28 protein-coding genes are annotated in these 24,109 nt (G+C 38.8%); 12 read left to right on the forward strand and 16 right to left on the reverse strand.

Features of this window, described 5'->3' with window-relative positions:
• Positions 1-154: 154 nt before the first annotated feature.
• Together JWQ34_RS15205 and JWQ34_RS15210 are read right to left on the reverse strand one after the other, a co-directional pair.
• Positions 155-1,258: a serine protease gene (locus JWQ34_RS15205; RefSeq protein WP_299358553.1), complete on the reverse strand. Its 1,104-nt coding sequence runs from the start codon at positions 1,256-1,258 to the stop codon at positions 155-157.
• 16 nt (positions 1,259-1,274) lie between these two features.
• The gene (locus JWQ34_RS15210; RefSeq protein ID WP_299358555.1) at positions 1,275-1,847 is read right to left on the reverse strand and encodes a sigma-70 family RNA polymerase sigma factor; all 573 of its coding nucleotides are present in this window, start codon (positions 1,845-1,847) and stop codon (positions 1,275-1,277) included.
• Positions 1,848-2,126: 279 nt separating this feature from the next.
• Between JWQ34_RS15210 and JWQ34_RS15215 the strand changes: the two genes are divergently transcribed.
• From JWQ34_RS15215 to JWQ34_RS15225, 3 genes are all read left to right on the forward strand, one after another.
• Positions 2,127-2,372, forward strand: a complete 246-nt coding sequence (locus JWQ34_RS15215) for a hypothetical protein (protein ID WP_299358558.1) — start codon at positions 2,127-2,129, stop codon at positions 2,370-2,372.
• A gap of 189 nt (positions 2,373-2,561) precedes the next feature.
• Positions 2,562-2,762: a hypothetical protein gene (locus tag JWQ34_RS15220; RefSeq protein ID WP_299358560.1), complete on the forward strand. Its 201-nt coding sequence runs from the start codon at positions 2,562-2,564 to the stop codon at positions 2,760-2,762.
• A gap of 238 nt (positions 2,763-3,000) precedes the next feature.
• Positions 3,001-3,180 carry a hypothetical protein gene (locus tag JWQ34_RS15225; protein WP_299358562.1) on the forward strand — a complete coding sequence of 60 codons (180 nt, stop codon included), beginning with the start codon at positions 3,001-3,003 and terminating at the stop codon, positions 3,178-3,180.
• Positions 3,181-3,255: 75 nt separating this feature from the next.
• Here JWQ34_RS15225 and JWQ34_RS15230 read toward each other — a convergent pair whose 3' ends face one another.
• Together JWQ34_RS15230 and JWQ34_RS15235 are read right to left on the reverse strand one after the other, a co-directional pair.
• On the reverse strand, positions 3,256-3,714 hold the full coding sequence (locus JWQ34_RS15230; RefSeq protein WP_299358564.1) for a PA2169 family four-helix-bundle protein: 459 nt from the start codon (positions 3,712-3,714) through the stop codon (positions 3,256-3,258).
• A gap of 81 nt (positions 3,715-3,795) precedes the next feature.
• Positions 3,796-3,966, reverse strand: coding sequence for a hypothetical protein (locus JWQ34_RS15235; protein WP_299358566.1), 171 nt, complete (start codon positions 3,964-3,966; stop codon positions 3,796-3,798).
• A 170-nt stretch (positions 3,967-4,136) separates the two neighbouring features.
• Between JWQ34_RS15235 and JWQ34_RS15240 the strand changes: the two genes are divergently transcribed.
• The 5 genes from JWQ34_RS15240 (at position 4,137) to JWQ34_RS15260 (ending at position 9,377) form a co-directional block, all read left to right on the forward strand.
• On the forward strand, positions 4,137-5,642 hold the full coding sequence (locus tag JWQ34_RS15240) for an ATP-binding cassette domain-containing protein (RefSeq protein ID WP_299358568.1): 1,506 nt from the start codon (positions 4,137-4,139) through the stop codon (positions 5,640-5,642).
• Between the two features lie 434 nt (positions 5,643-6,076).
• A complete protein-coding gene (locus JWQ34_RS15245; RefSeq protein WP_299358570.1) occupies positions 6,077-7,201 on the forward strand; it encodes a CofH family radical SAM protein in 1,125 nt (374 codons plus the stop codon).
• Between the two features lie 93 nt (positions 7,202-7,294).
• Positions 7,295-7,855, forward strand: a complete 561-nt coding sequence (gene scpB / locus JWQ34_RS15250; protein WP_299358572.1) for an SMC-Scp complex subunit ScpB — start codon at positions 7,295-7,297, stop codon at positions 7,853-7,855.
• Positions 7,856-7,992: 137 nt separating this feature from the next.
• Positions 7,993-8,178, forward strand: coding sequence for a hypothetical protein (locus JWQ34_RS15255; protein ID WP_299358574.1), 186 nt, complete (start codon positions 7,993-7,995; stop codon positions 8,176-8,178).
• 80 nt (positions 8,179-8,258) lie between these two features.
• The gene (locus tag JWQ34_RS15260) at positions 8,259-9,377 is read left to right on the forward strand and encodes a GNAT family N-acetyltransferase (protein ID WP_299358576.1); all 1,119 of its coding nucleotides are present in this window, start codon (positions 8,259-8,261) and stop codon (positions 9,375-9,377) included.
• A 78-nt stretch (positions 9,378-9,455) separates the two neighbouring features.
• Here JWQ34_RS15260 and JWQ34_RS15265 read toward each other — a convergent pair whose 3' ends face one another.
• The 10 genes from JWQ34_RS15265 to JWQ34_RS15310 all read right to left on the reverse strand — a co-directional run bounded on the left by JWQ34_RS15265 (position 9,456) and on the right by JWQ34_RS15310 (position 18,150).
• Positions 9,456-9,797, reverse strand: coding sequence for a helix-turn-helix transcriptional regulator (locus tag JWQ34_RS15265; protein ID WP_299358578.1), 342 nt, complete (start codon positions 9,795-9,797; stop codon positions 9,456-9,458).
• Between the two features lie 72 nt (positions 9,798-9,869).
• Complete coding sequence (murC, locus tag JWQ34_RS15270; RefSeq protein WP_299358580.1) at positions 9,870-11,228, reverse strand: Mur ligase family protein; 1,359 nt, start codon at positions 11,226-11,228, stop codon at positions 9,870-9,872.
• Between the two features lie 73 nt (positions 11,229-11,301).
• Positions 11,302-12,150: a universal stress protein gene (locus tag JWQ34_RS15275; protein ID WP_299358582.1), complete on the reverse strand. Its 849-nt coding sequence runs from the start codon at positions 12,148-12,150 to the stop codon at positions 11,302-11,304.
• A 230-nt stretch (positions 12,151-12,380) separates the two neighbouring features.
• On the reverse strand, positions 12,381-13,217 hold the full coding sequence (gene prmA / locus JWQ34_RS15280) for a 50S ribosomal protein L11 methyltransferase (protein WP_299358584.1): 837 nt from the start codon (positions 13,215-13,217) through the stop codon (positions 12,381-12,383).
• Between the two features lie 2 nt (positions 13,218-13,219).
• Positions 13,220-13,684, reverse strand: coding sequence for a hypothetical protein (locus JWQ34_RS15285; protein WP_299358586.1), 465 nt, complete (start codon positions 13,682-13,684; stop codon positions 13,220-13,222).
• Positions 13,685-13,786: 102 nt separating this feature from the next.
• Positions 13,787-14,551, reverse strand: coding sequence for a triose-phosphate isomerase (tpiA, locus tag JWQ34_RS15290; RefSeq protein WP_299358588.1), 765 nt, complete (start codon positions 14,549-14,551; stop codon positions 13,787-13,789).
• A 55-nt stretch (positions 14,552-14,606) separates the two neighbouring features.
• Positions 14,607-15,767 (reverse strand): GlmU family protein, encoded by a 1,161-nt coding sequence (locus JWQ34_RS15295; protein WP_299358590.1) that lies wholly within the window; start codon positions 15,765-15,767, stop codon positions 14,607-14,609.
• Between the two features lie 68 nt (positions 15,768-15,835).
• Positions 15,836-16,081, reverse strand: a complete 246-nt coding sequence (locus tag JWQ34_RS15300; protein WP_175268733.1) for a type B 50S ribosomal protein L31 — start codon at positions 16,079-16,081, stop codon at positions 15,836-15,838.
• Between the two features lie 152 nt (positions 16,082-16,233).
• Positions 16,234-16,638 carry a methylmalonyl-CoA epimerase gene (gene mce / locus JWQ34_RS15305; RefSeq protein ID WP_299358593.1) on the reverse strand — a complete coding sequence of 135 codons (405 nt, stop codon included), beginning with the start codon at positions 16,636-16,638 and terminating at the stop codon, positions 16,234-16,236.
• A gap of 33 nt (positions 16,639-16,671) precedes the next feature.
• Positions 16,672-18,150 (reverse strand): TonB-dependent receptor, encoded by a 1,479-nt coding sequence (locus JWQ34_RS15310; protein ID WP_299358595.1) that lies wholly within the window; start codon positions 18,148-18,150, stop codon positions 16,672-16,674.
• A gap of 262 nt (positions 18,151-18,412) precedes the next feature.
• Here JWQ34_RS15310 and JWQ34_RS15315 point away from each other — a divergent pair, with 262 nt between their 5' ends.
• From JWQ34_RS15315 to JWQ34_RS15325, 3 genes are all read left to right on the forward strand, one after another.
• On the forward strand, positions 18,413-19,624 hold the full coding sequence (locus JWQ34_RS15315; RefSeq protein WP_299358597.1) for an IscS subfamily cysteine desulfurase: 1,212 nt from the start codon (positions 18,413-18,415) through the stop codon (positions 19,622-19,624).
• Positions 19,625-19,730: 106 nt separating this feature from the next.
• Complete coding sequence (gene iscU, locus JWQ34_RS15320) at positions 19,731-20,144, forward strand: Fe-S cluster assembly scaffold IscU (RefSeq protein ID WP_299358599.1); 414 nt, start codon at positions 19,731-19,733, stop codon at positions 20,142-20,144.
• Between the two features lie 86 nt (positions 20,145-20,230).
• Entirely contained in the window at positions 20,231-20,557 is a 327-nt protein-coding gene (locus JWQ34_RS15325; RefSeq protein WP_299358601.1) for an iron-sulfur cluster assembly accessory protein, read from the forward strand.
• 346 nt (positions 20,558-20,903) lie between these two features.
• On the opposite strand, the gene JWQ34_RS15330 is transcribed toward JWQ34_RS15325, so the two are convergent.
• Positions 20,904-21,182, reverse strand: a complete 279-nt coding sequence (locus JWQ34_RS15330; RefSeq protein WP_299358603.1) for a hypothetical protein — start codon at positions 21,180-21,182, stop codon at positions 20,904-20,906.
• Between the two features lie 204 nt (positions 21,183-21,386).
• Here JWQ34_RS15330 and JWQ34_RS15335 point away from each other — a divergent pair, with 204 nt between their 5' ends.
• A complete protein-coding gene (locus JWQ34_RS15335; RefSeq protein WP_299358605.1) occupies positions 21,387-23,300 on the forward strand; it encodes a long-chain fatty acid--CoA ligase in 1,914 nt (637 codons plus the stop codon).
• Positions 23,301-23,342: 42 nt separating this feature from the next.
• Here the strand turns inward: JWQ34_RS15335 and JWQ34_RS15340 are convergent, their stop codons facing one another.
• Positions 23,343-24,026 carry an HAD family hydrolase gene (locus tag JWQ34_RS15340; protein ID WP_299358607.1) on the reverse strand — a complete coding sequence of 228 codons (684 nt, stop codon included), beginning with the start codon at positions 24,024-24,026 and terminating at the stop codon, positions 23,343-23,345.
• Between the last annotated feature and the right edge of the window lie 83 nt (positions 24,027-24,109).

Raw genomic sequence — 24,109 nt, forward strand, 5'->3', positions numbered from 1 at the left:
TAATGATTTTGAGATTATCGTGATTGATTTACGATTAATTCACGATTAAAATTAAATATCAATCGTGATTAATCCTTAAATCTTAAAAATCGTGTTTATACAAGAAAGGCGCCATAAAGCGCCTCTTCCAGTCCATAGGTAAATGGAGTATTTATTAGTTATAAACTTTAACCATAAATACAAAGTTCTTGGTCTTTTCTGTTTTTTGGGCTTCGCTTAAACCTGCTAAAGTATTCTTTTTGTTTAGCAGTACTTTGTTATCAAGCGAGTCAGCAGGGATATTTTTTATAGCATTTAGCAGGTATCTTATCTTGATAGCAAAATGTTCGCCTTCAATTTGCGATTGTTTGGCATCAGTTATGCCAATTACATTTCCTTTGCTGTCCCATAACGGGCCGCCACTGTTACCGGGGTTAATAGGTATGGTAACTTTATAATGAACACTATCACCATTTTGGCCTACCAATGATGATAATGAACCAGGGCTATAAGCAGGGAAACCATCAGGATAACCATAAGTAGATATCTGCTCGGCTATGTTGCTTTCTGCTCTTTTAAAGGTATATGGCACTGTTTTTAATCCTGTAAATGATTTATCAATGATCTTTAAAATAGCAATATCATGCTGCGGCTCGGTATATAATACTTCTGCCTTGTAGCTTTCGCCATCAGCATTTTGTACAGATACCGCGTTGGCACCATCTACAACATGATAATTGGTAGCTATCAGGCCATCAGCAGTAATAGCAAAACCGGTAGCGGTAGCACTGTATTTATCAACTACGGTAGATTTTCCTTTTTCTGATTTGATAGCGTTTATAGACCGGCTTAAATTTGTATTCGATTTATCCAGCCTGTCTACCTTGTTTTTCAATTCGACAATATTGGTGTTATCGCCTGTATTTAATTTACCTGTAGACCATAACGATACTAAAACACCAAATATGGCTACCGATGCCGCTACAGATATTTTTGAATGATGGTTGCGCCATAATTGTACTATCCATACCGGATGCACCATTAGGTTTTCTTTTAGCGTATGTACATCAATCTCATCATGGATTGCGTTTAGACGGGTCTCCAATTCAACACGCTCACCATATTGCTTTAACAGGTTGGTAAAAAGCTTATGTTCAACAACTTTTCCATCCACCTCTGCATTTTCCTTACGAAGCACTTCAAATTTCTTACGCTCATCGGCTTTCATTTCGCCGTTAAGGTATCGTTCAATTACTTCTAAAAGCTGGTTATCACTCATTTTCTTACTCCTCTACTTATTTCTGCTGAAAAAACAATTTCTTCAGCCTTTGCAGGCATTTATATTTTTGCGTTTTGGCATTGTCTGCATTTGTATAACCAAAACGTTCGCAGATATCCTGCATTGATCTGTTGTGTATGTAAAAATCTTCCATAATGGTTTTGCAGGGTTCGCCTAACAACCGGAGTGCACTTTCCATTTTGTTAAACTGTATATCCCTGTCACTATGTTGATCAACATCCTCTTCTTCTATCGGCAAAAACTCCTGGAAATCCCGGATATCGCCACCATATCTGTTGATCTGGGTTAATCTTTTTAACCAAAGCCTGCGGCAAATTGAATAGAGGTAAGTTTTAAGCTTACTGCTTAATTCAAAATCACCGGCTTTAACCTTATTATAAAGAACAATTATAGCCTCCTGGTATATGTCCTTGGCATCATCCTCATTACCATTGTTGTTAATAATCAGCTGCAATACCATCGGGAAATACGCCGTATACAATCGTTTTAAGGCGCTTTCCGAGTTATTAAGTATTCCGAGGATAACCTCGCTATCTGTCGGTGTTGAATCTTTTAAATGTTTATTCACTACTTAATAACTATACTTAATACTATTAATACAAAATTGTAACCCATTGCCGGCAATAAAAATCTAAATTAAATAAATATTACGGTTGGCGTTTTAATATTTTCCTCCTAAATATATCCTTTTTAGTGGTATTTAACCCTATAAAATCAATAACACTTTCATTTGCAAATACTTAAATAATACACAATAAAAATATTGGCATGTTTAATGTAGATGGGTTATAAATTATTATAGAATTATTAACTCTTCTATTTACTGATGCACTTTAATAAAACAATCATGAAAAACTCATTCAAAACCGGTTTATTGGCGTTGGCTATAGCCACATCATTTGCCGCCTGTAAAGGGAAAGGCTCTGCTGCTGTTGATTCTGTAAAAACAGATTCGTCCAGTATTACTTCAGTTACCGACTCTACTAAAAAAGACACTACCTCTGTACCCGACTCGTTGAAAAAGGATACCACTATAACTACTAAAAAAACAGAAGTTAAAACTAATACTACCGAGATTAAGAAAAGACCGTAAGGTATATTAGCGCTTATTAAAGCACTAAAGGGCAGGCAATTATATTTGGCCTGCCCTTTTTTATTTGGCCACAAAAATCTACAGTTATTTATATTTTGTTTTTTTATTGGTTATATTGGTCACAAATTTTATATGCTCAGCGTATAAAAGGTAATTATTCACATTATTTAAACCCAACAACACAACAAAATGAAAAATTCATTCAAAATTGCCTTAGTAGCTTTAACTGTTGCTTCGTTTGCATCTTGTAAAGGTAAATCTACAACTACGACAGATTCTGTAAAAGTTGATTCAACTAAAAAAGACACTACAGTAAAAGTTGACTCAGCAAAAAAAGACACTACTAAAGTAATTACAACAGTGAAAAAAGATTCAATGAAAAAAATGTAATCTTTAGCGTTTATAACAAAAACGAGGTAGTTATTTTTTAAATAACTACCTCGTTTTTGTTTGATTTGGTTACAACAACCGTAAAAAAAGACGCAGTTAAAAAATAAATTTCGCATCTTTTATAGCTGATTATTAGTTTTTTATCAAAAGGCAGTACATTATTTTACAAATAGTGGGTTACCTTTTGTTGTTTATTGTATTAATAACAAAACTATATAGTCACTTTAAAAAAATTAACATGAAAAATTCATTCAAAATCGCAGCTTTAGCTTTAGTTATCGCTTCTTTCGCTGCTTGTAAAGGTTCTAGCACTGCAACTACAGATTCAGTTAAAACTGATTCAACTAAAGTTGACACTTCTAAGAAAGACACTGTAAAAGTTGACACAGCAAAAAAAGACACTACTAAAAAAATGTAATCTTTGCTGATCACAAACAAAAAAGCCTCCCGATTTATCGTGGAGGCTTTTTTGTTTTCAAGATTTACATATTTACTAATGTTGTTCTACCGAATCGCGTAGTGCTTTGATCTCATCATGTGATTGTGATAATATGGCTTGCTGGTCGTTCAGGATATCCCTGATGTATGCCGGCAAATACTCTTCATCTAAAGCAGATTGATACGCTTTTTTAATGGCATCTTCGCCAAACTCGCAATCTTCTAAAATACTTTTTTCGCTATGGCCGGTAAAAGTCGCCTTAACTTCAAGCCAGGTACGATGTATGGTACCACTTATTGAATTGGTATTATCCGCATCAGCTCCTAACACCTGCACCTCTTCGGTTAAAGTTGATTTAAATTGCTGGCTCTCTAATATCTTATTATTAAAAATAGCTACCAATTCGTCGTCATTCTTAGTTTCCTTAATGGCGTTTTCATAACCTTTAATACGGTCATTGTTAATTTGAACCAGATCGTTCAAAGTTTCGATTGTTGCTTTATTATTTTCCATTTTAATAGTGGTTTATTTATTATGGATATAGCCAAAAGCGAGCCAAAATTAACCAAAGAGAAATTTAATTTCTAAAATTAGTTACTTGCTACCACCGGTAAACATCGAGAATACCCAGATAATAATACCAATTACTATTACTACCGCTAAAATACCTACAAATGCACCCGCTTTAAATATGCCGGTTATTACAGAGCATCCACTCAAGGCAATCATTGCCAAAAGGATAAGAGATATGTTTAATTTTTTCATGGTTAAAGTGTTTACAATTAGCATACAATAACCAGGCCTTTTTAATATCCGCTTTGCGGAATAAGCGCATGCTTTACAACAATGTATAGCAATAGCTACACGGTATCCTTTATTTAGAAATTGATTTATTATTCCCGAATAATTGAGGCAGATAACTAATTTTACCGTCTATGGCATCTCCTATCTTCTCTATCCGGCACGTAAGCGTTCGGTTTTTAAATAATGTACTGTTTAATCAATTAAATTTTAGAGTAAACAAAGGCGAGAACTGGGCATTGGTAGGCGAAAGCGGATCGGGCAAAAGCGCCTTGTTACAAACTATAGCGGGTAATTTTAACATAACCGGCGGCGAGATCAGATATCATTTTTTTGAGGATTATTTAGCGCAGCATCCCGGCAATCCAGATCATTTAACGCATCATAAGCTCGTTGCTTTGGTCGAGGCTAAGCATCATTTTAAAAATCTATCAAACACCGGCGACTTTTATTATCAGCAACGTTATAACTCGTCAGATAGTGAGGATGCTTTAACGGTTGCCGAATATCTGCACACTATTAAACCCGCACCACAACCTAATATCTACTGGCATTTTGATAAGATCATCGCTACGCTAAAACTGGATGAGCTAAGCCATAAGCAATTGATTAAGCTATCAAACGGCGAAACCAAACGTTTAAGAATCGCGGCAGCCTTATTAAAGAACCCGGTCTTGTTATTAATGGATAGTCCGTTGACAGGGCTTGACGTACAAACCCGCAAAGAGTTTAATAATATTATTGACGAGATAACCACATCAGGCATTACGGTAATAATGGCGACATCGCCTTATGAGATACCTGATGCAATAACCAATGTGGCCGTGTTAAAGAATGGGGCTATTACCCATTTAATAACTAAAGCTGATTATAAGCCGGAGTTGGTTGAACCAAAACAGGCAGATAAGATTGACAAGGAAGAATTAAGATCGCTGTTGAATACACATAAAACTGAATCTGCTTACCAGCAAATCATCAGCATGAATAAGATACATGTTAAATATGGCAGCAATATTATTTTAAACGATGTAGACTGGCAGGTTAATCCCGGCGATAGATGGGCGCTGCTTGGGCCTAACGGTGCTGGTAAATCAACCTTGTTAAGTTTAATAAATGGCGATAATCCGCAGGCTTACGCTAATGATATTATTTTGTTTGATAAAAAGCGCGGCACCGGCGAAAGTATTTGGGATATTAAAAGGAAAATAGGCTTCGTATCGCCCGAGTTGCACCAGTATTTCCCTACGGATAATAGTTGTTTGCAGGTTATTGAATCGGGCTATTACGATACGCTGGGATTATTCAGACCCAGCAGCAAAGAAAAAGCCGAAACCGCTTTACGCTGGATGAAGGCGCTAGAGATAGATAAGTATGCCCGTACGCTATTAAAAAATATCCCCGCCAGCGCGCAACGACTATGTCTGCTGGCCCGGGCCTTAATAAAGAACCCACCCCTGCTGATTTTTGATGAGCCTTGCCAGGGAATGGACAGTCATCAGCAGCAACACTTTAAAAACCTGGTAGATACCATTTGCAGCTTGAGCAAGGTTACGCTAATATATGTAACCCATTACCAGCATGAGATCCCGGATAGTGTGGATAAGGTTTTGAAGTTGGAGAAGGGGGAAGTGTTTAATTGATCTGTGCCTCAGGTAAAAAATCACACTAACCCTACAATCAAATAAATCAGCAACTCAAACAAAAAAATCGTATCTTTGATAGAAGCGCCTACCAGCTGTTAGCCACTTAAAATTTCCAACTCCTATATTTCTTAAATTCTCCTTTGTTCTTTGATATAAAACATCAACTAATTGATATACAATAAATTACCTAAAAATACTACTACCGGCAAAATGTTTAATACCCGATAAATGCCAATTTTTACTACCAGCAATATGGTTAATGCCCGATAAATGGTCTTTTTTACTACCGGTGTCAGGGCTTATACCCGAAAAACGGTGTTTTTTACTACCAACTTAACGACTAACGCCGGTGTGATTTTTTTTACAAACGGCAGATCGATCTGCCCGCTAAACTAATCAGCAATTAACTGCAATATCCCTATATTTGTGGTATGAATACTGCCGATCTGTTACAGCGTGCTTCGCGGTTTGAATTTTTGAGTATTGAGGAAGGCGTTTACCTGCACCACAATGCATCAACAGCCGATTTAATGTATGTGGCTAACGAGCTGCGTAAAAAACAAGTACCACACGGTAAAGTAACCTGGCAGATAGACCGGAATGTTAACACTACCAACGTTTGTATAGCCAATTGCAAGTTCTGTAACTTCTTTCGCCGCCCTGGGCACGAGGACAGTTATATAACTGATATTGAAACCTACAAACAAAAGATAGAAGAAACCTTCCGCTTAGGCGGCGACCAGCTCTTACTACAAGGCGGCCACCACCCTGACCTGGGTTTAAAATTTTATACAGATCTGTTTAGCGAATTAAAAAAACTATATCCAACACTTAAATTACACTCATTAGGCCCACCAGAAATTGCACACGTAGCAAAGCTGGAAAACATGAGCCATATTGATGTTTTAAGAGCGATGAAGGAATCGGGGTTGGACTCACTACCCGGTGCCGGAGCAGAAATATTGAATGACCGTGTCCGCCGCCTGATATCAAAAGGCAAATGCGGTGGTAAAGAGTGGTTGGATGTTATGCGCGCGGCGCATCAGCTTAATCTGCCAAGCTCGGCCACTATGATGTTTGGACACGTGGAAACCATAGAAGAACGCTTTGAGCATCTGGTTTGGATCCGCGAGGTACAGTCAGAAAAACCTGAAGGGCATTATGGCTTTATCGCGTTCATCCCCTGGCCATTCCAGGATGATGGTACGTTATTACGTAAGGTGCGCGGTATCACCAACAATGTAACCGGTGATGAATATATCCGCATGATAGCTTTAAGCCGTATCATGCTGCCAAATATTAAAAACATACAGGCATCATGGCTAACCGTAGGTAAGCAAGTTGCCCAGATCTGTTTAAATGCCGGTGCTAATGATTTTGGTTCTATCATGATTGAAGAAAACGTGGTATCTGCCGCAGGCGCGCCTCACCGCTTTACTGCCAAAGGCATACAGGATTCTATAATAGCTGCCGGATTTGAACCACAACTACGCAACCAAAAATATGAATGGCGCGATGTTCCTGCACAATTAGAAGAGCAGGTTATAAACTATTAATTTTTCACTACAATTGTGACAGCATATTTAGTTTTCCGGCTTTTTTTAAATAAAACTTGTTACACCTGCTGGGAATACTAAATTTACCGAACAATGGAAAATCCCGAATTGTATATAGAAGCGTTGGTTTTTGCATCCGAGCAAAGCATTCGTATTGAAGAAATACTTTATTGCTTGCAGGCAGCCTTCGAACGCGATTTTACAATTGAGGAAGTAAGCGTGAGCCTGGCAAATATTAAAACTAAATACTCAGCTGAGAATTTAGCCATTGAGTTGATTAATGTAAACAACGGGTACCAATTCTTAACCAAGAAAACTTACCACCTGGTTATTAGCCTTTTGCAACTGCAGCGATCAAAAAAGAAGTTGAGCCAGGCCGCTTTAGAGACGCTGGCAATTATTGCTTATAAGCAGCCGGTAACTAAAACTGATGTAGAACAGATACGTGGCGTAAACTGCGATTATTCCATACAAAAATTGCTCGAAAAGGAGTTAATCACAATAAATGGGAAGTCTGAAGCTTTAGGAAAGCCCATTTTATATGGTACAAGCTCATTATTTATGGACTATTTTGGCATAAATAATATTGGAGAATTACCTCATATAAAAGAACTTACAGATGCATCATCATCAATTGGAGAGCCGCAAGAATAAATTTTAAATGTTTTTTCTTTCAAAATGATTTTTCGTTATTTTTACTAATAAATAATAGACACACTCTTAAAAAAATATTTTTATAATATCGTTTAAGCAAATCCTAATTTATAATTTTATAACAAACATTCACCAAAATGGGAACGCCAAAAAGAAATGCAGACAAGAACATTCCTAAGAACACGGATGCAGATGATGATGATGACGACTTGGAAACAACGCCGAAGAAAAAGGTAGTTGATGAGGACGATGACTTTGATGGCCCATTGGATGACCTGGGCTTTGAAGAGTTTGGCGATGACGATGATGACGACGATTATTAATTAATTATTATATTAGGTAACCTATTTTAAAGCATCCTGGATACTTCCGGATGCTTTTTTTATATTTTTCAAAATCCTGGATGACGATAACTGAAGTTAAAGACAAAGCGACCCAAAAAGCATTTTTAAATACCGCCCGAATTATTTATAAGGATGATAATAACTGGGTATGCCCGCTTGACAATGATATTGAAGCTGTTTTTGATCCGCAGAAAAATAACTTTCACCAATATGGTAAATGCACCCGATGGATATTAAAAAATGATAAAGGACAATTGATAGGCCGTGTAGCCGCGTTCATCAATGATAAAAAAGCATTTAATTACGAACAACCTACCGGTGGCATGGGATTTTTTGAATGTATTAATGATGAGAAAGCCGCTTTTTTGTTATTTGATATAGCTAAAAACTGGCTAAAAGAAAATGGAATGCAGGCCATGGATGGCCCCATAAATTTTGGTGAAAATGATACCTTTTGGGGATTGTTAGTTGATGGCTTTGCGCCGCCATCATACGGTATGAACTATAACCCGCCATATTATCAGGCTTTTTTTGAGGATTATGGCTTTAAAAAAATGTATGAGCAGATAACCAATCATTTGGATATACATAAGCCTTTTCCTGAGCGTTTTTATAAAATAGCTAAATGGGTTAGCCAAAAACCAGGCTATGAGTTTAAACATTTAGAAGTTAAGCAAATAGAAAAATTTGCTGCCGATTTTATTGAAATATATAACGATGCCTGGGCCGGATTTGAAAATTTTGTACCTATAACTTACAACACCATACTGGAAAGCTTTAACAAAATGAAGCCCATAATGGATCAAAACCTGATACTGTTTGCCTATGTAAATGGCGAACCGGCCTCATTCAACATTGTTTTGCCCGATGCTAACCAAATGCTTAAACCCCTAAACGGTAAACTTGACCTAATAGGCAAGCTTAAATTTTTATATTATAAATGGAAGGGGGTTACACGCATGCGTGCCATTGTAATGGGCACTAAGCAAAAATATCAAAACCACGGACTTGAATCGGCCCTGTTTATAAAACTAGGCGAATACGTATTACCGCTTAACCAATATAATGTTTTAGAACTATCATGGGTAGGCGATTTTAACGAGAAAATGGTAGCGCTGCATAATTCCATGGGAGCTACATTTGCTAACAAGCACTTAACTATGCGCTATATATTTTAAGTTAAGTTAACACAAAAGAAAAAGGCTTATCGTAAAATTAATTTACATGTAAGCCTTTTAAAATGCTACACTAATAACTTAGGCGGTAGCTTTATTATGTCTTAACTCTTCAAAAAGTTCAATAACTTTCTTTTGCAATTCTATGATCTCAATTTCGCGATCGGTTAATTTTTTATTAACAACATCCAGTTCGTTAACAAATTTTTGTTCCTGCTCCAAATCATTAAATGTAAGTAGCTGAACGACCGACATTTCGAACAAATTTGATATTTGTTCAAGTCGTGATAGGTTAATGTCAGTTATACCAGTTTCTATTTTAGAAAAGGCAGGAATTGAAATATCTAACCTTTTTGCTACATCTTCCTGGCTCCATGCCTTTTGATGACGTAACAGTCTGATTTTTTTTCCTAGTGATTTCATTTGGGTTTATTAATAAGGGTACGGGTTTCTCAATAGTTAATAAAGTTAATAATATTTTTTTATTTCCAATAATTATTGTAATATTTTATTTTTCAGGTCAATTAAATTTATCCCTCCAAAGTTTCCCGAGCTCATCATTAATAGATTGGCATTATGTAAATTTTTTATTTCCAATTGGTTAAGCAACTGTTTGGGGTCATTAAAAAACTCGAGATCATTTTTTGAAAAAGCCGCCTTAACAGTTTCGGCCGGGTAGGGTTCCATCTGTTTTTGTTCGAAAGTTTTCTTATCAATAAAAACTATTGCCTCGTCGGCCTCATCCATCGTGCCGGCATATTCTCCCAAAAAATATTTGTTTAAACTGCTAAAGGTATGGAGCTCAATACAAGCAATTAACTTTCTATTCGGAAACTGAGTTTTAACCGCATGTATGGTAGCCTGTAATTTTGATGGCGAGTGGGCAAAATCTTTAAAAACGGTAGCATTATCGTTTTTTCCAACCAACTCTAACCTGCGGGCCGCACCTTTAAAACTGGTGATATATTGGTAAAAATAGGCGCTTGAAATATTAAGGCTTTCGCATACTAACCTTGCAGCCTGCATATTTAGTAAATTGTGGTCGCCAAAAACCTCAAGAGGGTATTTTTTACCATCGGATATTATAGTTGTTATTCCATTTTCGATGGTATAATCAGGCAAGATATAAGGTTGTTTATCAATGCCCGAATTATCCTTTACAATCACATCATTTAAAACTGCATCAGTTTCGCTATAAATAAGTTTACCGCCGGGCTGTATAGTTTCAATAAATATTTTAAACTGATCAATATAGCTTTGAAAGGTTGGGAACACATTGATATGATCCCAAGCGATGCCACTAATTACGCCGATATTAGCTTTATATAAATGAAATTTCGGCCGCCTGTCAATCGGCGAAGCCAGATACTCATCACCCTCAATTACCATTATCGGGGCATCTTTGGTTAGTTTAACCATAGTCTCAAAACCTTCTAACTGCGCGCCGACCAGGTAATCAAAATCCTTACCTGCAGTTTGTAGCACATGTAATATCATGGAAGTGATGGTGGTTTTACCATGGCTACCACCTATTACTACCCGCAATTTATCTTTTGATTGTTCATAGATATATTCAGGATAGGAGTATACCTTTATGCCCAGTTCCTGCGCTTTAAGCAGTTCGGGATTATCAATACGGGCGTGCATACCTAAAATTATGGCATTAAGGTTGGTAGTGATCTTTTCGGGATACCAGCCATTTTCCGGTGGTAATATGCCATACTTTGCCAGGCGAGAAACGGACGGTTCAAACATTACATCGTCTGATCCGGTTACTTCAAATCCTTTTTTGTGTAAAGCAATGGCCAGATTGTGCATGGCACTGCCGCCAATGGCTATAAAATGTACCCTCATGTAATTCGCAGGTTAATGCTTTTTATTCTGATTGCAAATAAACGCAAAAAACTATTGGCTTAACAAAGAATTATCATTTCAATAATAATACCGGTACGGCTGCGCTTTCTGCCAGTTGTTGCGATACGCTATCGTGCAATAACGATTGGAAAAAGCTGTATTTATGTGGCAGTGCTATTACCAGTTGCGCATCATTATTAGCAGCAAATTGCAGTATGCCGTTTATAACATCGGTATTATTTACATAGCTGTATTTAGGGTTGTACTGTTTAAGCATGCCATACAAAGCTGTCTCTTCGGCCATGCGCTCGGCATCACCAGCCAGGTGCCTTGAGTCTTTATCAATGTTTACTACCAGCAACTCATATTTTTTTCTATCCAGTAGTCTTTTTAAAGCTTCAAGCGGAACAGTTTCTCTTACTTTATCAAAATCACACGCAACCACTACGCGTTTTATATGCTCAAAATTATAAGCAGGAGGTACTACAATTACCGGCACGGGACTGGCTTTTGATATTTTAACAACGTGGCCGCCGATTTGCGAATCACTCTTACTTGTATTGCCTTTACTGCCCAAAATAACCAGGTCGGCATTTTTGGCTTCTACATTTTCAATTACGGCACGTAATAAATGAGATCGGTTTAAATGTGTGCTGATCTCTACTCCGGCCCTCACTAGTTTACTTAGTTTATGCTTTAAATGTTCCAGTTTTTTTATTCTGTCGGCTGCCTCTTGCTCTACCTGTTCTTCTAACAATTGCACCATATCAGGACTCGGCAACATTGTCTCTATCGGCGACACGTAATAAGCATTTAACAAAATTATATGCTCAACATTGGTTTGTTTGCTTAGTTCGGCCGCAAACTCGGCAGCGTTTGTGGACGCATGCGAAAAATCGATAGGTACCAGATAGGTTTTCATGACATTAAAAATTATATATGTCTTTTTGACTATTTAGGTCTAAAAGTTAAATACAAAATTAACATGTTATAACAGCTAATTTGTCAAGCCAATAACATTTTGTAGTAACGAATATAATTGATTTGGGTTTGCGAAGCGAAAGACTTACGAAGTTTTAAAACGGCGAAGCCCTCAATGAGACCTTTAAAAACAAACAACACCGAATTAAACTTCGTAAGTCTGGCGACTGTTTACTTAATAAACTTAGCAGCCACCCACTCTTTATCCTTTTTATGGCTGATGTATTTTAAACCGTATTTACGGGCCTCGTCAGTAATGATATCCAGATCGGGCATTTCATAAAATCCACTGAAATAGATCTCGCCGTCGGGTTTCAAGGCTTCGGCGTAGCGGGCCATTTGGTCTATTAATATGTTGCGGTTGATGTTAGCCAGGATAATATCATACTGCTCATCAGGGATGACTTCTTTTGATCCGCAAAGCGCTTGGATGTTGGTTATATTATTTAGTTGCGAGTTCTCTATGGTACTTTCATAACATACCGGGTCATAATCAATAGCCGCAATATCGGCAGCGCCTAATTTAGCCGCCATAATTGCCAATATGCCGGTACCGCAACCCATGTCCAATACCTTTTTATCTGTAAAATCATTCTCTAGTATATGTTGCAGCATCATGGCCGTGGTTTGATGGTGGCCGGTACCGAATGCCATTTTGGGGTCTATAACTATCTCATATTTAAACTCCGGGCGTGGCTCGTGGAAAGTAGCGCGTACAAAAACCTGGTCGCCAATGGATATCGGTTCAAAATTACTTTCCCATACTTCGTTCCAGTTTTTTTGTGGGATAAGTGTTGCCTCGTAACTAAACGTAAACATGTCCTTATAAGGCAACAGGGTATCAGCTAATAGATCTTCATTAAAATCGCTTTCAGGGATATATGCCTTAAAGCCAAACTCCAATTCTTCAAACGTATCAAAACCTATTTCGCCCAGGGCATTAATTAACAGATCCTGTTGGTAATCTTCGGTGGTAATAGTGGTAAAATGGAGTTCGTAATAGTTCATGATTATTTTTCGGTTTCTGTGGCAGGAGCAGTTTTTTTAAACGCTTTCCAGTCCAACAGGTATAGTAGTAAAAAATTTAATACCCAATAAAACAGTTGTACGCCTGTCATAAACAAGCCAATGTCCAATAAGTGGCCTATTTTGGTTACCGGGTCCCAGATAATATATGCCAGCCCAAATGCAAAGATCAAACAAACTAAAAGCATAATGCTAAAAATAGTTATGGCTGACCTGGGTCTGGCTAAGATCTTATTCCATAATGGTATTACAATTAAGAACTGGGTAAGCTCGGCTATCACTATTTGGCCCAGTGCGAATATTTTATAATAAGCTATTAAGCCGTATATAGAATCTTCGCCTATGCTCTTCGTATCAACGTAATGGAAAAACGGGGTAAATTTTATAAATCCGGCGAACGCCCAAAAAGCAAATAAAGGGGGCAGTATGAGTTTAATTAAATACTTCATTTAAGGTATCAAGTAATTAGTATCAAGTAGGAAGACATTATTTTTGTTTGAAAATAGTTTCATAAATCTTAATACTAGCTACTTGATACTTATTACTAAGCTCTAGTTAAAAGCTTTTACAATATCGGTAAAATCGCGTGATTTTAAAGATGCGCCACCTATTAAGCCACCATCAATATCTGCGCATGCAAATAGTTCTGATGCATTTTTAGGGATACAGCTTCCGCCGTAAAGTATAGTAGTTGCATCAGCAACTGATTGATCATACTTAGTGGCAATTTCTTTGCGGATAAACGCGTGGATTTCTTGGGCCTGGTCTGACGATGCAGTTACACCCGTACCAATGGCCCAAATAGGCTCGTAAGCTAATACCAGCCTTGCAAATTGTGTTGCATCTAAATGAAATACACCTTCAGTCAATTGGCTCTTAATAATATCAAAATGTTGGTTTGCCTCGCGCTCCTGCAAGGTTTCACCAATACAGAATATTGGTTTCAGGTCATTAGCTAAGGCTGTATCGGTTTTCTTTGCTAGCAGCTCATTACTCTCACCAAAATACTGGCGACGCTCTGAGTGGCCTAAAATAACGTAAGTAGCGCCTACAGATTTTATTTGTCTGGCTGATACCTCGCCGGTATAAGCACCACTCTCGGCCTGGTGAGCGTTTTGGGCACCGATAGAAACTTTAGCCGAACCCTTAGCCAACTGTACCAGGCTATGTAAATGTATAAACGGACTGCAAACTACAACTTCCTGTGTGCCGGTTGCTTCGTCTTTTACCATATTTACAACTTCAGAAAACAAGGATAAGCCTTCGTTATAATCCAAGTTCATTTTCCAGTTTCCGGCTACAATTTTTTTTCTCATGATTGGTTTTAATGTTATAATTAATTAGCGATGGTTTTAAACTCATCGCTATAAGTTAAAATACTTGTCTAAAGCTCTCCGTCAATTCAAAAACGGTTTTTAATATTTCCTGCTCTATTTCGTCAAACTCACGATTACGGCGTTCAAACACCAATTTAGCTGTTTCAAACATTTTTTTGATAGTGTACACCTCGAAGCCCTGCGCTCCTCCCCAAGCAAAATCAGGTACAAAATTACGTGGGTAGCCAGAGCCAAATATATTGGCACTAACCCCTACTACCGTCCCTGTATTAAACATAGTGTTGATGCCGCATTTAGCATGATCGGCCATTATCAGCCCGCAAAATTGCAGGCCGGTTTTACGGAAACGCTGTGAGGTATAATCCCACAACTTAACCTCGGCATAATTATTTTTAAGGTTGGAGTTATTGCTATCTGCACCTATATTGCACCACTCGCCCAATACCGCATTACCCAAAAAGCCATCGTGCCCCTTGGATGAATAACCCCATATAACCGAGTTATTGATCTCGCCGCCGACTCTTGAATACGGGCCAATAGTAGTGGCACCATAGATCTTGCCACCCATTTTAACCTGCGAATGTTCGCACAACGCGAAAGCGCCACGTATGTTGGTACCTTCCCAAATGCTGCTGTTTTTACCTAAATAAATTGGCCCATTGGTGGTATTAAATGTAGAGCATTCGGCCTCCGCACCTTCCTCGGCAAAAAAATCTGTACCGATGATGGTATTTGTCGAACTAATAGTAGCGCTGGTCCTGCCTTTGGTGATCAGCTTAAAATCCTTGCGCAGCTCAATGTCGTTCTTGCTAAAAATATCCTCGGGATGTTTTATGCAGATAAAAAACGGATCATAGTTAATAATTTTGCTGAAATCCGCATCGATAGCAGTTTTGGCGGCAATTAAATAATCGCCTTGCTTTAACGCTTCGCCGGTTTTTAACTGTCCGATGGCTTCCAACAAACCTTCGTCCGGGCAAACAGAACCGTTTATATACAGGTCATCAGTCCCGATTTTTAGCGGGAACTTAGTTTGTAAATAGGGTTGAGTTTTAAAAGAATACGTCGTATCCAGGTATTTGGCCCACTTTTCGGCAATAGTTAAAATACCAATACGTAAGTCGGCAACCGGGCGGGTGTACGTTAAGGGCAGAAGCGATTGGTGTGCGTTATCGTCAAACAGGATAATTGCCATAGCGCAAAAATAAAAAAAGTCCCGACTGCAAAGCCGGGACTGGTAAATATTTTATTAACAAGTTGATATTACTTGTTATAACGAGTACGGAATTTATCAATACGACCAGCAGTATCAACCAGTTTCATTTTACCGGTATAGAAAGGATGTGATGTATGAGAAATCTCTAATTTTACTAATGGATATTCGTTACCGTCTTCCCACTTTACAGTTTCACGGGTGTCGATACATGATTTAGTGATAAAAGAATAGTCGTTTGACATATCTTTAAATACAACTAATCTATAGTTTGATGGATGCAGATCTTTTTTCATTGCTATATTACTTCTTATAAAAGAGGTGCAAATGTAGTATTTAAATTCAAAAGTAAAAAGGGGAAATTACTTTTTTTTGGTGATTAGTTGATTAGAGGTTAGAGATTGGGTTATTAAAGATTGATAGTTGGAGGAAAGTCTGCGTAAAAAGCCTAATATTTAATCTCCTCTACCAACTCCACCAACACCCCACCCGCACTTTTAGGGTGCACAAAGCAAACCAATTTATTATCAGCCCCGCGTTTAGGCTTATCGCTTAACAAAACAAAACCTTCGCTTTTTAGGCGGGCCATTTCGGCTTTTATATCATCCACCTCGAAAGCGATGTGATGGATCCCCTCTCCTTTTTTGGCGATGAATTTGGCTATGGGACTGCCCTCTGCAGATGCTTCCAACAGTTCTATTTTATTGGGCCCGCTTTGCAGGAACGCGGTTTTTACGCCCTCGCTGGTTACGTCCTCTGTTTTATAAATGGTGGTGTTTAATAGCTTTTCATACAGGCTGCCGGCGGCTTTTAGGTCGGCTACGGCAATGCCTATATGTTCTATTTTGTTCATGAACAAATATGGTGAAATAATTTATTAACTAAATTATTTGGCTGCCGCCTCGTCAATCTTAATAGACGCACCTGTTGTCGGATCGACCGGGCAAGGATAGCCAAACAAGCAACGGGCTTTTATCATGGTAGCAACCTCTGCTGGTACATATTGCTCCCAGCCTTCCACACCTTGTTTTATAAGCTGTAACACAATATCAGTTTGTACGTGCAGGTTATTCTCGTTGTAATTGCGGATGTCTTCTATTTTATTGTTCGCTATCAGGTAGCGATACAGATCGATTAAATGTGGGGGCGGGAAAAAGCGCAGGCAGTTCATAATAACGCCATTGCGCAGCGTTGGGTATATAAACAGCTTTACCTTACGGCTAAACAGCGTAGCAAACGACTCCAGGATACCACCCGGCAAATCAGTATAATGTTCTTCGCCAAAAATATATTCCAGGTTGGGATAACCCAGCACAACGCCCATTTTTAAGTTAGTAATTTTTGACAGGTAGGATACCAGTTTATAATACTCGTGGAAATTGGATATCAGCACCGTTTGCCCTAATGAGCAAAGGATATCTACCCGGTCAAGGAAATCTTTTTCGTCAATCTCGGCGTTTTCGGCAGCGTTACGTTCTTTTAACGATTGTAGAGTAAGCTCACTAATTACGGCTACGTTCTTTTTATCTACATCGGGCTCCTGCTTAAATTGCTTTACACCGGTGTTTAACATATCCATGTGCACATTAATTATCGGGCGGAAACGGCCACGAATAACTACAATATGCTTTTTATATAGCGCTTCGGATGGTTGCTGATTTTCACCATCAGGGCCAAACAGGGCAGCGTCAGAGAATCCGTATTTAACCAGATGCAAACTCATCAACCGGTTATCAACCTTTTCGAAATTTGGCCCATCAAACCGGATCATATCTATCTGGATGCGATCTTTCGACAATTCATCCATTAGCGATAGTAAGAAAACAGTGGGCGTTTCATGATAATAAAAGCAGGCATAGAGCAGGTTAACACCTAATACTCCCACTGCCTGTTGCTGCAAATTACTATCTGTATCTAACAGCTTTACGTGTATCACCACATCATTAAAAGCGCCGTTTGGTTCCAGTTGAAAGCGTAGTCCCATCCAGCCATGAGCCTCGTTGGTTTTATGGTAGTTTAAGGTTGATACCGTATCAGAAAAAGCGAAGAAAGTAGTGTTATCCCCACGCTGCTTGGCTAAACGCTCAATTAATAAGCTATACTCGTGGCCAAGCATGGCCATCAGGCGCGACTCGCTTACATAACGTTTAACTTTTAGCGCGCCATAAATAGCGTCAGACACGGTCATGTCATAAGCCGACATGGTTTTGGCAATGGTACCCGATGATGCGCCGGCTTTGAAAAAGTTTGCAGCAACATCCTGGCCCGCGCCTATCTCTGCAAATGAGCCATATATCTCAGGATCAAGGTTAATGGCAAGGGCTTTTTGTTTTGTGCCAATATCTTTATTGTAGGTGATATTCATACACGTAGGAGTTTGTTATTTACTGTTGCCATTATCATTATTAAGAAGCCTTAAAAATACGATATTTTTAAGAATTTGGCGACATGTTTATAAAAAAAGCAAGCGTATTAATTATATGCAAAGTAACGGCTTGTTTGGCATATCTGTATTTTTTTAATCATATCACACTCAAATTATTAGTTTAATATGACCATTTATCCTTATATTGAATGATTTTAAATAAAAATGTTTGCATATCTTTGTACTATTAATATATTAAAGTATGAATATCCCAATTTACCTTGATAATAACGCTACAACACCCATGGACCCACGGGTACTGGAAGCTATGATACCTTACTTTACACAAAAGTTTGGTAACGCGGCCAGCCGTAACCATCCGTTTGGCTGGGTAGCCGAAGAAGGTGTTGATTACGCACGTGAGCAGGTGGCTAAATTAATTGGCGCCAGCGAGAAAGAGATCATCTTTACATCCGGTGCTACCGAATCTGACAACCTTGCTATAAAAGGTGTTTTTGAAATGTATAAAGAAAAAGGTAACCACATTATAACTACGGTTACCGAGCATAAGGCTGTATTAGACGCTTGCAAACATGTTGAAAAAATGGGTGGTAAGGTTACTTACCTACCTGTTCAGGAAGACGGTTTGCTTGATCTGGCCTTATTAGAAGCTGCCATGACCAACGAAACTATTTTAGTATCGGTTATGTATGGCAATAATGAGATAGGTGTTATACAACCTATAAAAGAAATATCAGCAATTGCCCATAAATATGGCGCCTTGTTTATGACAGACGCTGTGCAGGCAGTTGGTAAAATACCGGTTGATGTTAACAAGGACGGAATTGACCTATTAGCATTATCTGCACATAAATTTTACGGGCCTAAGGGCGTTGGCGCATTATACGTTAGACGTAAAGGACCACGTGTTATAGTTACCGCGCAAATGGACGGTGGCGGCCACGAACGCGGTATGCGGTCAGGCACGTTAAACGTACCGGGTATTGTTGGCTTAGGTAAAGCTGCCGAACTTTGTATGCTTGAAATGGAAAGCGAAGCAAAACGATTATCGGCTTTACGCGATAAATTACAAGCTGGATTAACTGTATTGGAAGAAAGTTATGTAAACGGAAACGTTGAGCATCGCTTACCCCATGTGGCTAACATCAGCTTTAAATATGTTGAGGGCGAAGGTTTGATGATGGCGATGAAAGATCTGGCTGTATCATCAGGATCGGCTTGTACATCAGCATCATTAGAGCCATCATACGTATTAAAAAGTTTAGGCTTGTCTGATGATTTGGCACACTCTTCGATACGTTTTGGTTTAGGTAGATTTACTACGGAAGAAGAGGTTGATTACGCTATTGAAGTAACCAAAACAGCCGTTACCAACTTACGTAACATGTCGCCGCTTTGGGAAATGTTTAAAGAAGGAATTGACCTTGACTCGATTGAGTGGGCAGAACACTAAATAGGTTATACGTGGAACGTTGTACGTTTTACGTTAATAAATAATATAATACAACCCAACGTACTACGTAAAACGATACGTATAACAAATATTAAACACACAAGAAATGGCATATTCAGATAAAGTAATCGATCATTACACCAACCCACGCAATGTTGGTACCTTAGACAAAAGCAGTCATAAGGTAGGTACCGGCTTAGTTGGTGCGCCAGAGTGCGGCGACGTTATGCGCTTGCAAATTGAAGTTGGCGATGACAACATCATCACCGATGCTAAATTTAAAACTTTTGGCTGCGGCTCGGCTATAGCGTCATCATCATTAGCTACCGAGTGGTTAAAAGGAAAATCTATTGATGATGCAATGAAAATTGACAACATGGATATTGTTGAAGAATTAGCATTGCCGCCGGTAAAAATTCACTGTTCTGTTTTGGCAGAGGATGCTATTAAGGCAGCTATCAATGATTTCCGCGTTAAAAATGGCATGGAAGCAATTGAAAGCGAAAAAGCACATCATTAATAAGAATCAAGAAATAAGAGTCAAGAATCAAGACGTCCGCGTTTTATTTCTTGACTCTTGCTTCTTGTCTCTTGACTCTAAAAGAAATGGTAACTGTAACTGATAAAGCAAAAAGCAAAGTAGAAGACCTGATGCGTGATTCGGGTCTTGATGCTTCTTATTTCCTGCGGGTTTCTGTTCAGGGTGGAGGATGTTCAGGGTTATCGTATAATCTCGACTTTGATAACGAAGAGAAAAAGGGCGACCAATTTTTCGAAGATAAAGGCGTACGCATGGCTTTGGATATGAAATCTTTTCTATACCTGGCGGGCACAGAGCTTGATTTTTCGGACGGGTTGAACGGTAAAGGATTTAATTTCCATAACCCTAACGCCAGCCGCACCTGTGGTTGCGGCGAGAGTTTTTCTGTATAGTTAGGGATTACAACGATTTTTATATTTAATTACACCGATTATGTGAAAACAGGGTCGGTGTTTTTTGTTTTTCCCACCGTTGCCTGTGTCCTCACAGGCAACCAACTAAAACGCATCCATATAGTGTGTTAACCAACTAAACCGACTGTCTTCCTGCTCATAAAAAGAACACGATGAAAAGAAGTAATCATTTGGATCTTTAACCAAACTCCAATGCTCTTGCAAAGGATTAAAGTGTATATAATCTAACTTTTGTTCTAATATCTTCTATTATACATCATAATCGGCAAGCCATTTCTTTGCCAAAACTGGTGATTCCGGCTATTTCTGTCGGTCTTAAATTTTTCTAATAGAGATCATTTGTTTGTCGTAACTCATCCAAAAATGCATGGCCCGTAAATTTCATAAAGCTTGCATAAGGCATTTCCTTATCATTTTTTTCTGACGATGACCAAATAATATGAATATGATTAGGCATTATTACAAAGCCATAAACAACCAGTTTTTTCTTTTCTACAAGATGGATAAGGCTATTTAAAACAATTAGTTTAAATTTTTTTGTTTTTAAAAGCGGTATCCAGTCAACAATAGCTACAGTGTAAAAGTAAACCGTGTCTAATTCCATAAGTGAAACATACGTAATATTTTAAAATAATTGTCTATTAGTTGTCTGTGAGGACACTGTCTCCACTGTTTGTGTCCTCACAAACAGCAATTGGACACGATTCATTAGTTGTTTGTGAGGACACAAACAACGGCTTCTTTAAACATTTCCATTTTTAAAAAATAAAATTAGCTTTGTTTCTCTTATAAACCTGATTATACATAAATGAACCAAGCAACTGAGCGCCCAACCGTACCCAGCCTTATACGTTATTTAGTAAAAAATATCCACCCTGATACACACAACTTTTTGGCGCATAAAGTGGGCGATGAATGGGTTGATATAACCTATCGCGAAGCGTTAGAAAATATTGATGCTATATCGGCCTGGTTCATAGATATTGGCATAAAAAAAGGCGACCGGCTGGCACTTATTATTGAGAACGGCCCCGACTACATTTATTACGACCAGGCGCTACAGCAAATTGGCGCGGTTAATACCTCTATTTATCCTACCCTTACCGAAACAGAGATAGAGTATATTTTAAATGATTCAAGCGCGCGTACCATTATTTGCGGCAACCCTTTCTTGTTTAGGAAAGTGCTGAAGATAGCTAATAGCTGTCCATCCATAGAACGTATTATCCCGGCTTTTGATGATTACGAAAAGCACATGGAGAAGCAACGGCTAAACGCCGGAGTAATTGGGTTTAAAGAATTAATTACAATCGGATTTACTTTGGTTGATAAACACCGGTCGGCTATTAATATAGCACGTGAAGCTATTTTGCCCTCTGATCTTTCTTGTTTGATCTATACATCGGGCACAACGGGCATACCTAAAGGCGTAATGCTTACGCATAAAAACCTGGTAGAGAATGTAAGGGTAAGTTTATTGCAAATCCCTATTATTGAAAAGACTGATATATTTTTGTCTTTCCTGCCCCTATCGCATGTATTTGAGCGTACGGCAACTTATCATGTTTGCTTATACTCGGGCGCTAAAATAGCCTTCGCGCAAAGCCTGGAGCTACTGGCCAAAAACATGAGTGAGGTTAAACCAAGTGTTATGAATTGCGTTCCGCGATTATTAGAGCGAATACATGATCGCGCCATGAAAAACGGCACCAGCGCGGGCGGCATAAAATCTAAAATATTTTTGTGGGCTTTAGATATTGGCCGAAAATACCGCATAGCTAACGAGGATGGTAAAAAATCAGGCTTGATATTAAATGCTGAACATGCTCTTGCCGAGAAGCTGGTATTTAGCAAGATAAAAGAGCGTACGGGCGGTAATTTAAAGATCATGTTATCAGGCGGTGGCGCGTTACCTAAAAATATCGGCGAGTTTTTTGGCGATCTGGGTATAAAAGTACTGGAGGGCTTTGGTTTAACTGAAACATCGCCGGTTATGGCTGTTACCGAGTATCACCGCCAGGTGTATGGCACCGTTGGCCGTATTGTACCAGGTATTGAGGTGGCTATACAAAATGTGGATACCAAAGAGGTCTATACCATACAAACCCACGAATCATTTAAAGAAAATTTTCAGTCGGAAGAGGGCGAGATTATTGTTTGCGGGCATTGCGTTATGAAGGGCTACTTAAACAAACCCGAAGAAACCGCAGCGACCATTGACCCACAAGGCTGGCTGCATACCGGCGATATCGGTCGCTTTTACAAAGGCAACCTGCAAATTACCGACCGCCTAAAAAATATGCTGGTAAACGCATACGGCAAAAACATATATCCTACACCAGTAGAGAACACTTATCTGAAAAGCCCCAAAATTGAAGGCGTATTTTTATTAGGCGATAAACGCGAGTTTATTACCGCGTTCATCATCCCTGCAAAAGAAGCACTACAGGAACAATTCGGACTGGACGAAAAATTCTTTGAAGAGGCAGATCCTTTTATTGAGAACAAGGAAATAAAAGACTGGCTGAACCAGGATATCAGGAAACTATCCAACGAGTTGGCAAAATTTGAGCGGATTAAAAACTTCAAGATCAAACGTAAACCCTTCAGCATGGAAGATGGCGAGATCACCCCTACCATGAAAGCTAAACGCAAGGTGATTGAACAGAAATATGCTAACGCGATTGAAGAGTTATATACCTGGGAAGCGGGAACGGATTAGAGATTTGACAACTTTTTAAAAGTTGTCAAATCTAAATGCGGATTACACAAATCCCAATATATCCTTAATACTCTCCACACTTTTAAACATACCGCTATCAATACTATGCTCAATTTCTTCGTGGGCCCAGGTAATGTGGTAAGGTACGTGAATAGCATAGCCGCCAACGTTTAGTACCGGCAGTACATCGCTTTTAAGCGAGTTGCCCACCATTAGTAATTCGCTGGGGCGGATGTCTAAATGTTTAATCAATTTTAAGTAATTGGCATCATCCTTTTCAGACATGATCTCTACATGGTGAAAGTAGTTGTTCAAGTTTGATTTGCGCAATTTGCGCTCTTGGTCAAGCAGGTCGCCTTTGGTGGCTACTACCAGGCGGTACTTACCTTTTAGCGCGCGCAGCACTTCCTCAACCCCATCCAGCAGTTCAATAGGCTGGTTAAGCATTTGCTTGCCCAAGTCAATAATCTCGCCTATGGCTTTGGCGCTTATCATGTTATTGGTAACGGTCATGGCGGTTTCTATCATAGATAGTACAAAGCCTTTTATACCGTAACCATATAAACCAAGGTTACCAATTTCAATTTTAAGCAGCTCACGCTCCAGTTCATGGAGCGGCAGGTATTCTTCAAGTAAAGTACAAAACGCTTCTTCTGATGCCCTGAAATAGGGCTCATTCACCCAGAGGGTATCATCAGCATCAAAAGCAATTACTTTAATGTCCATAATGCAAATGTATCAAAGATAACTTACATCGAAAATACTACCACGGGCTTTCCTGACCGGCTGTACAATAATGGTATAAACAC

This window comes from Mucilaginibacter sp., assembly GCF_028288185.1.
In the GTDB taxonomy this organism is placed as follows: domain Bacteria; phylum Bacteroidota; class Bacteroidia; order Sphingobacteriales; family Sphingobacteriaceae; genus Mucilaginibacter.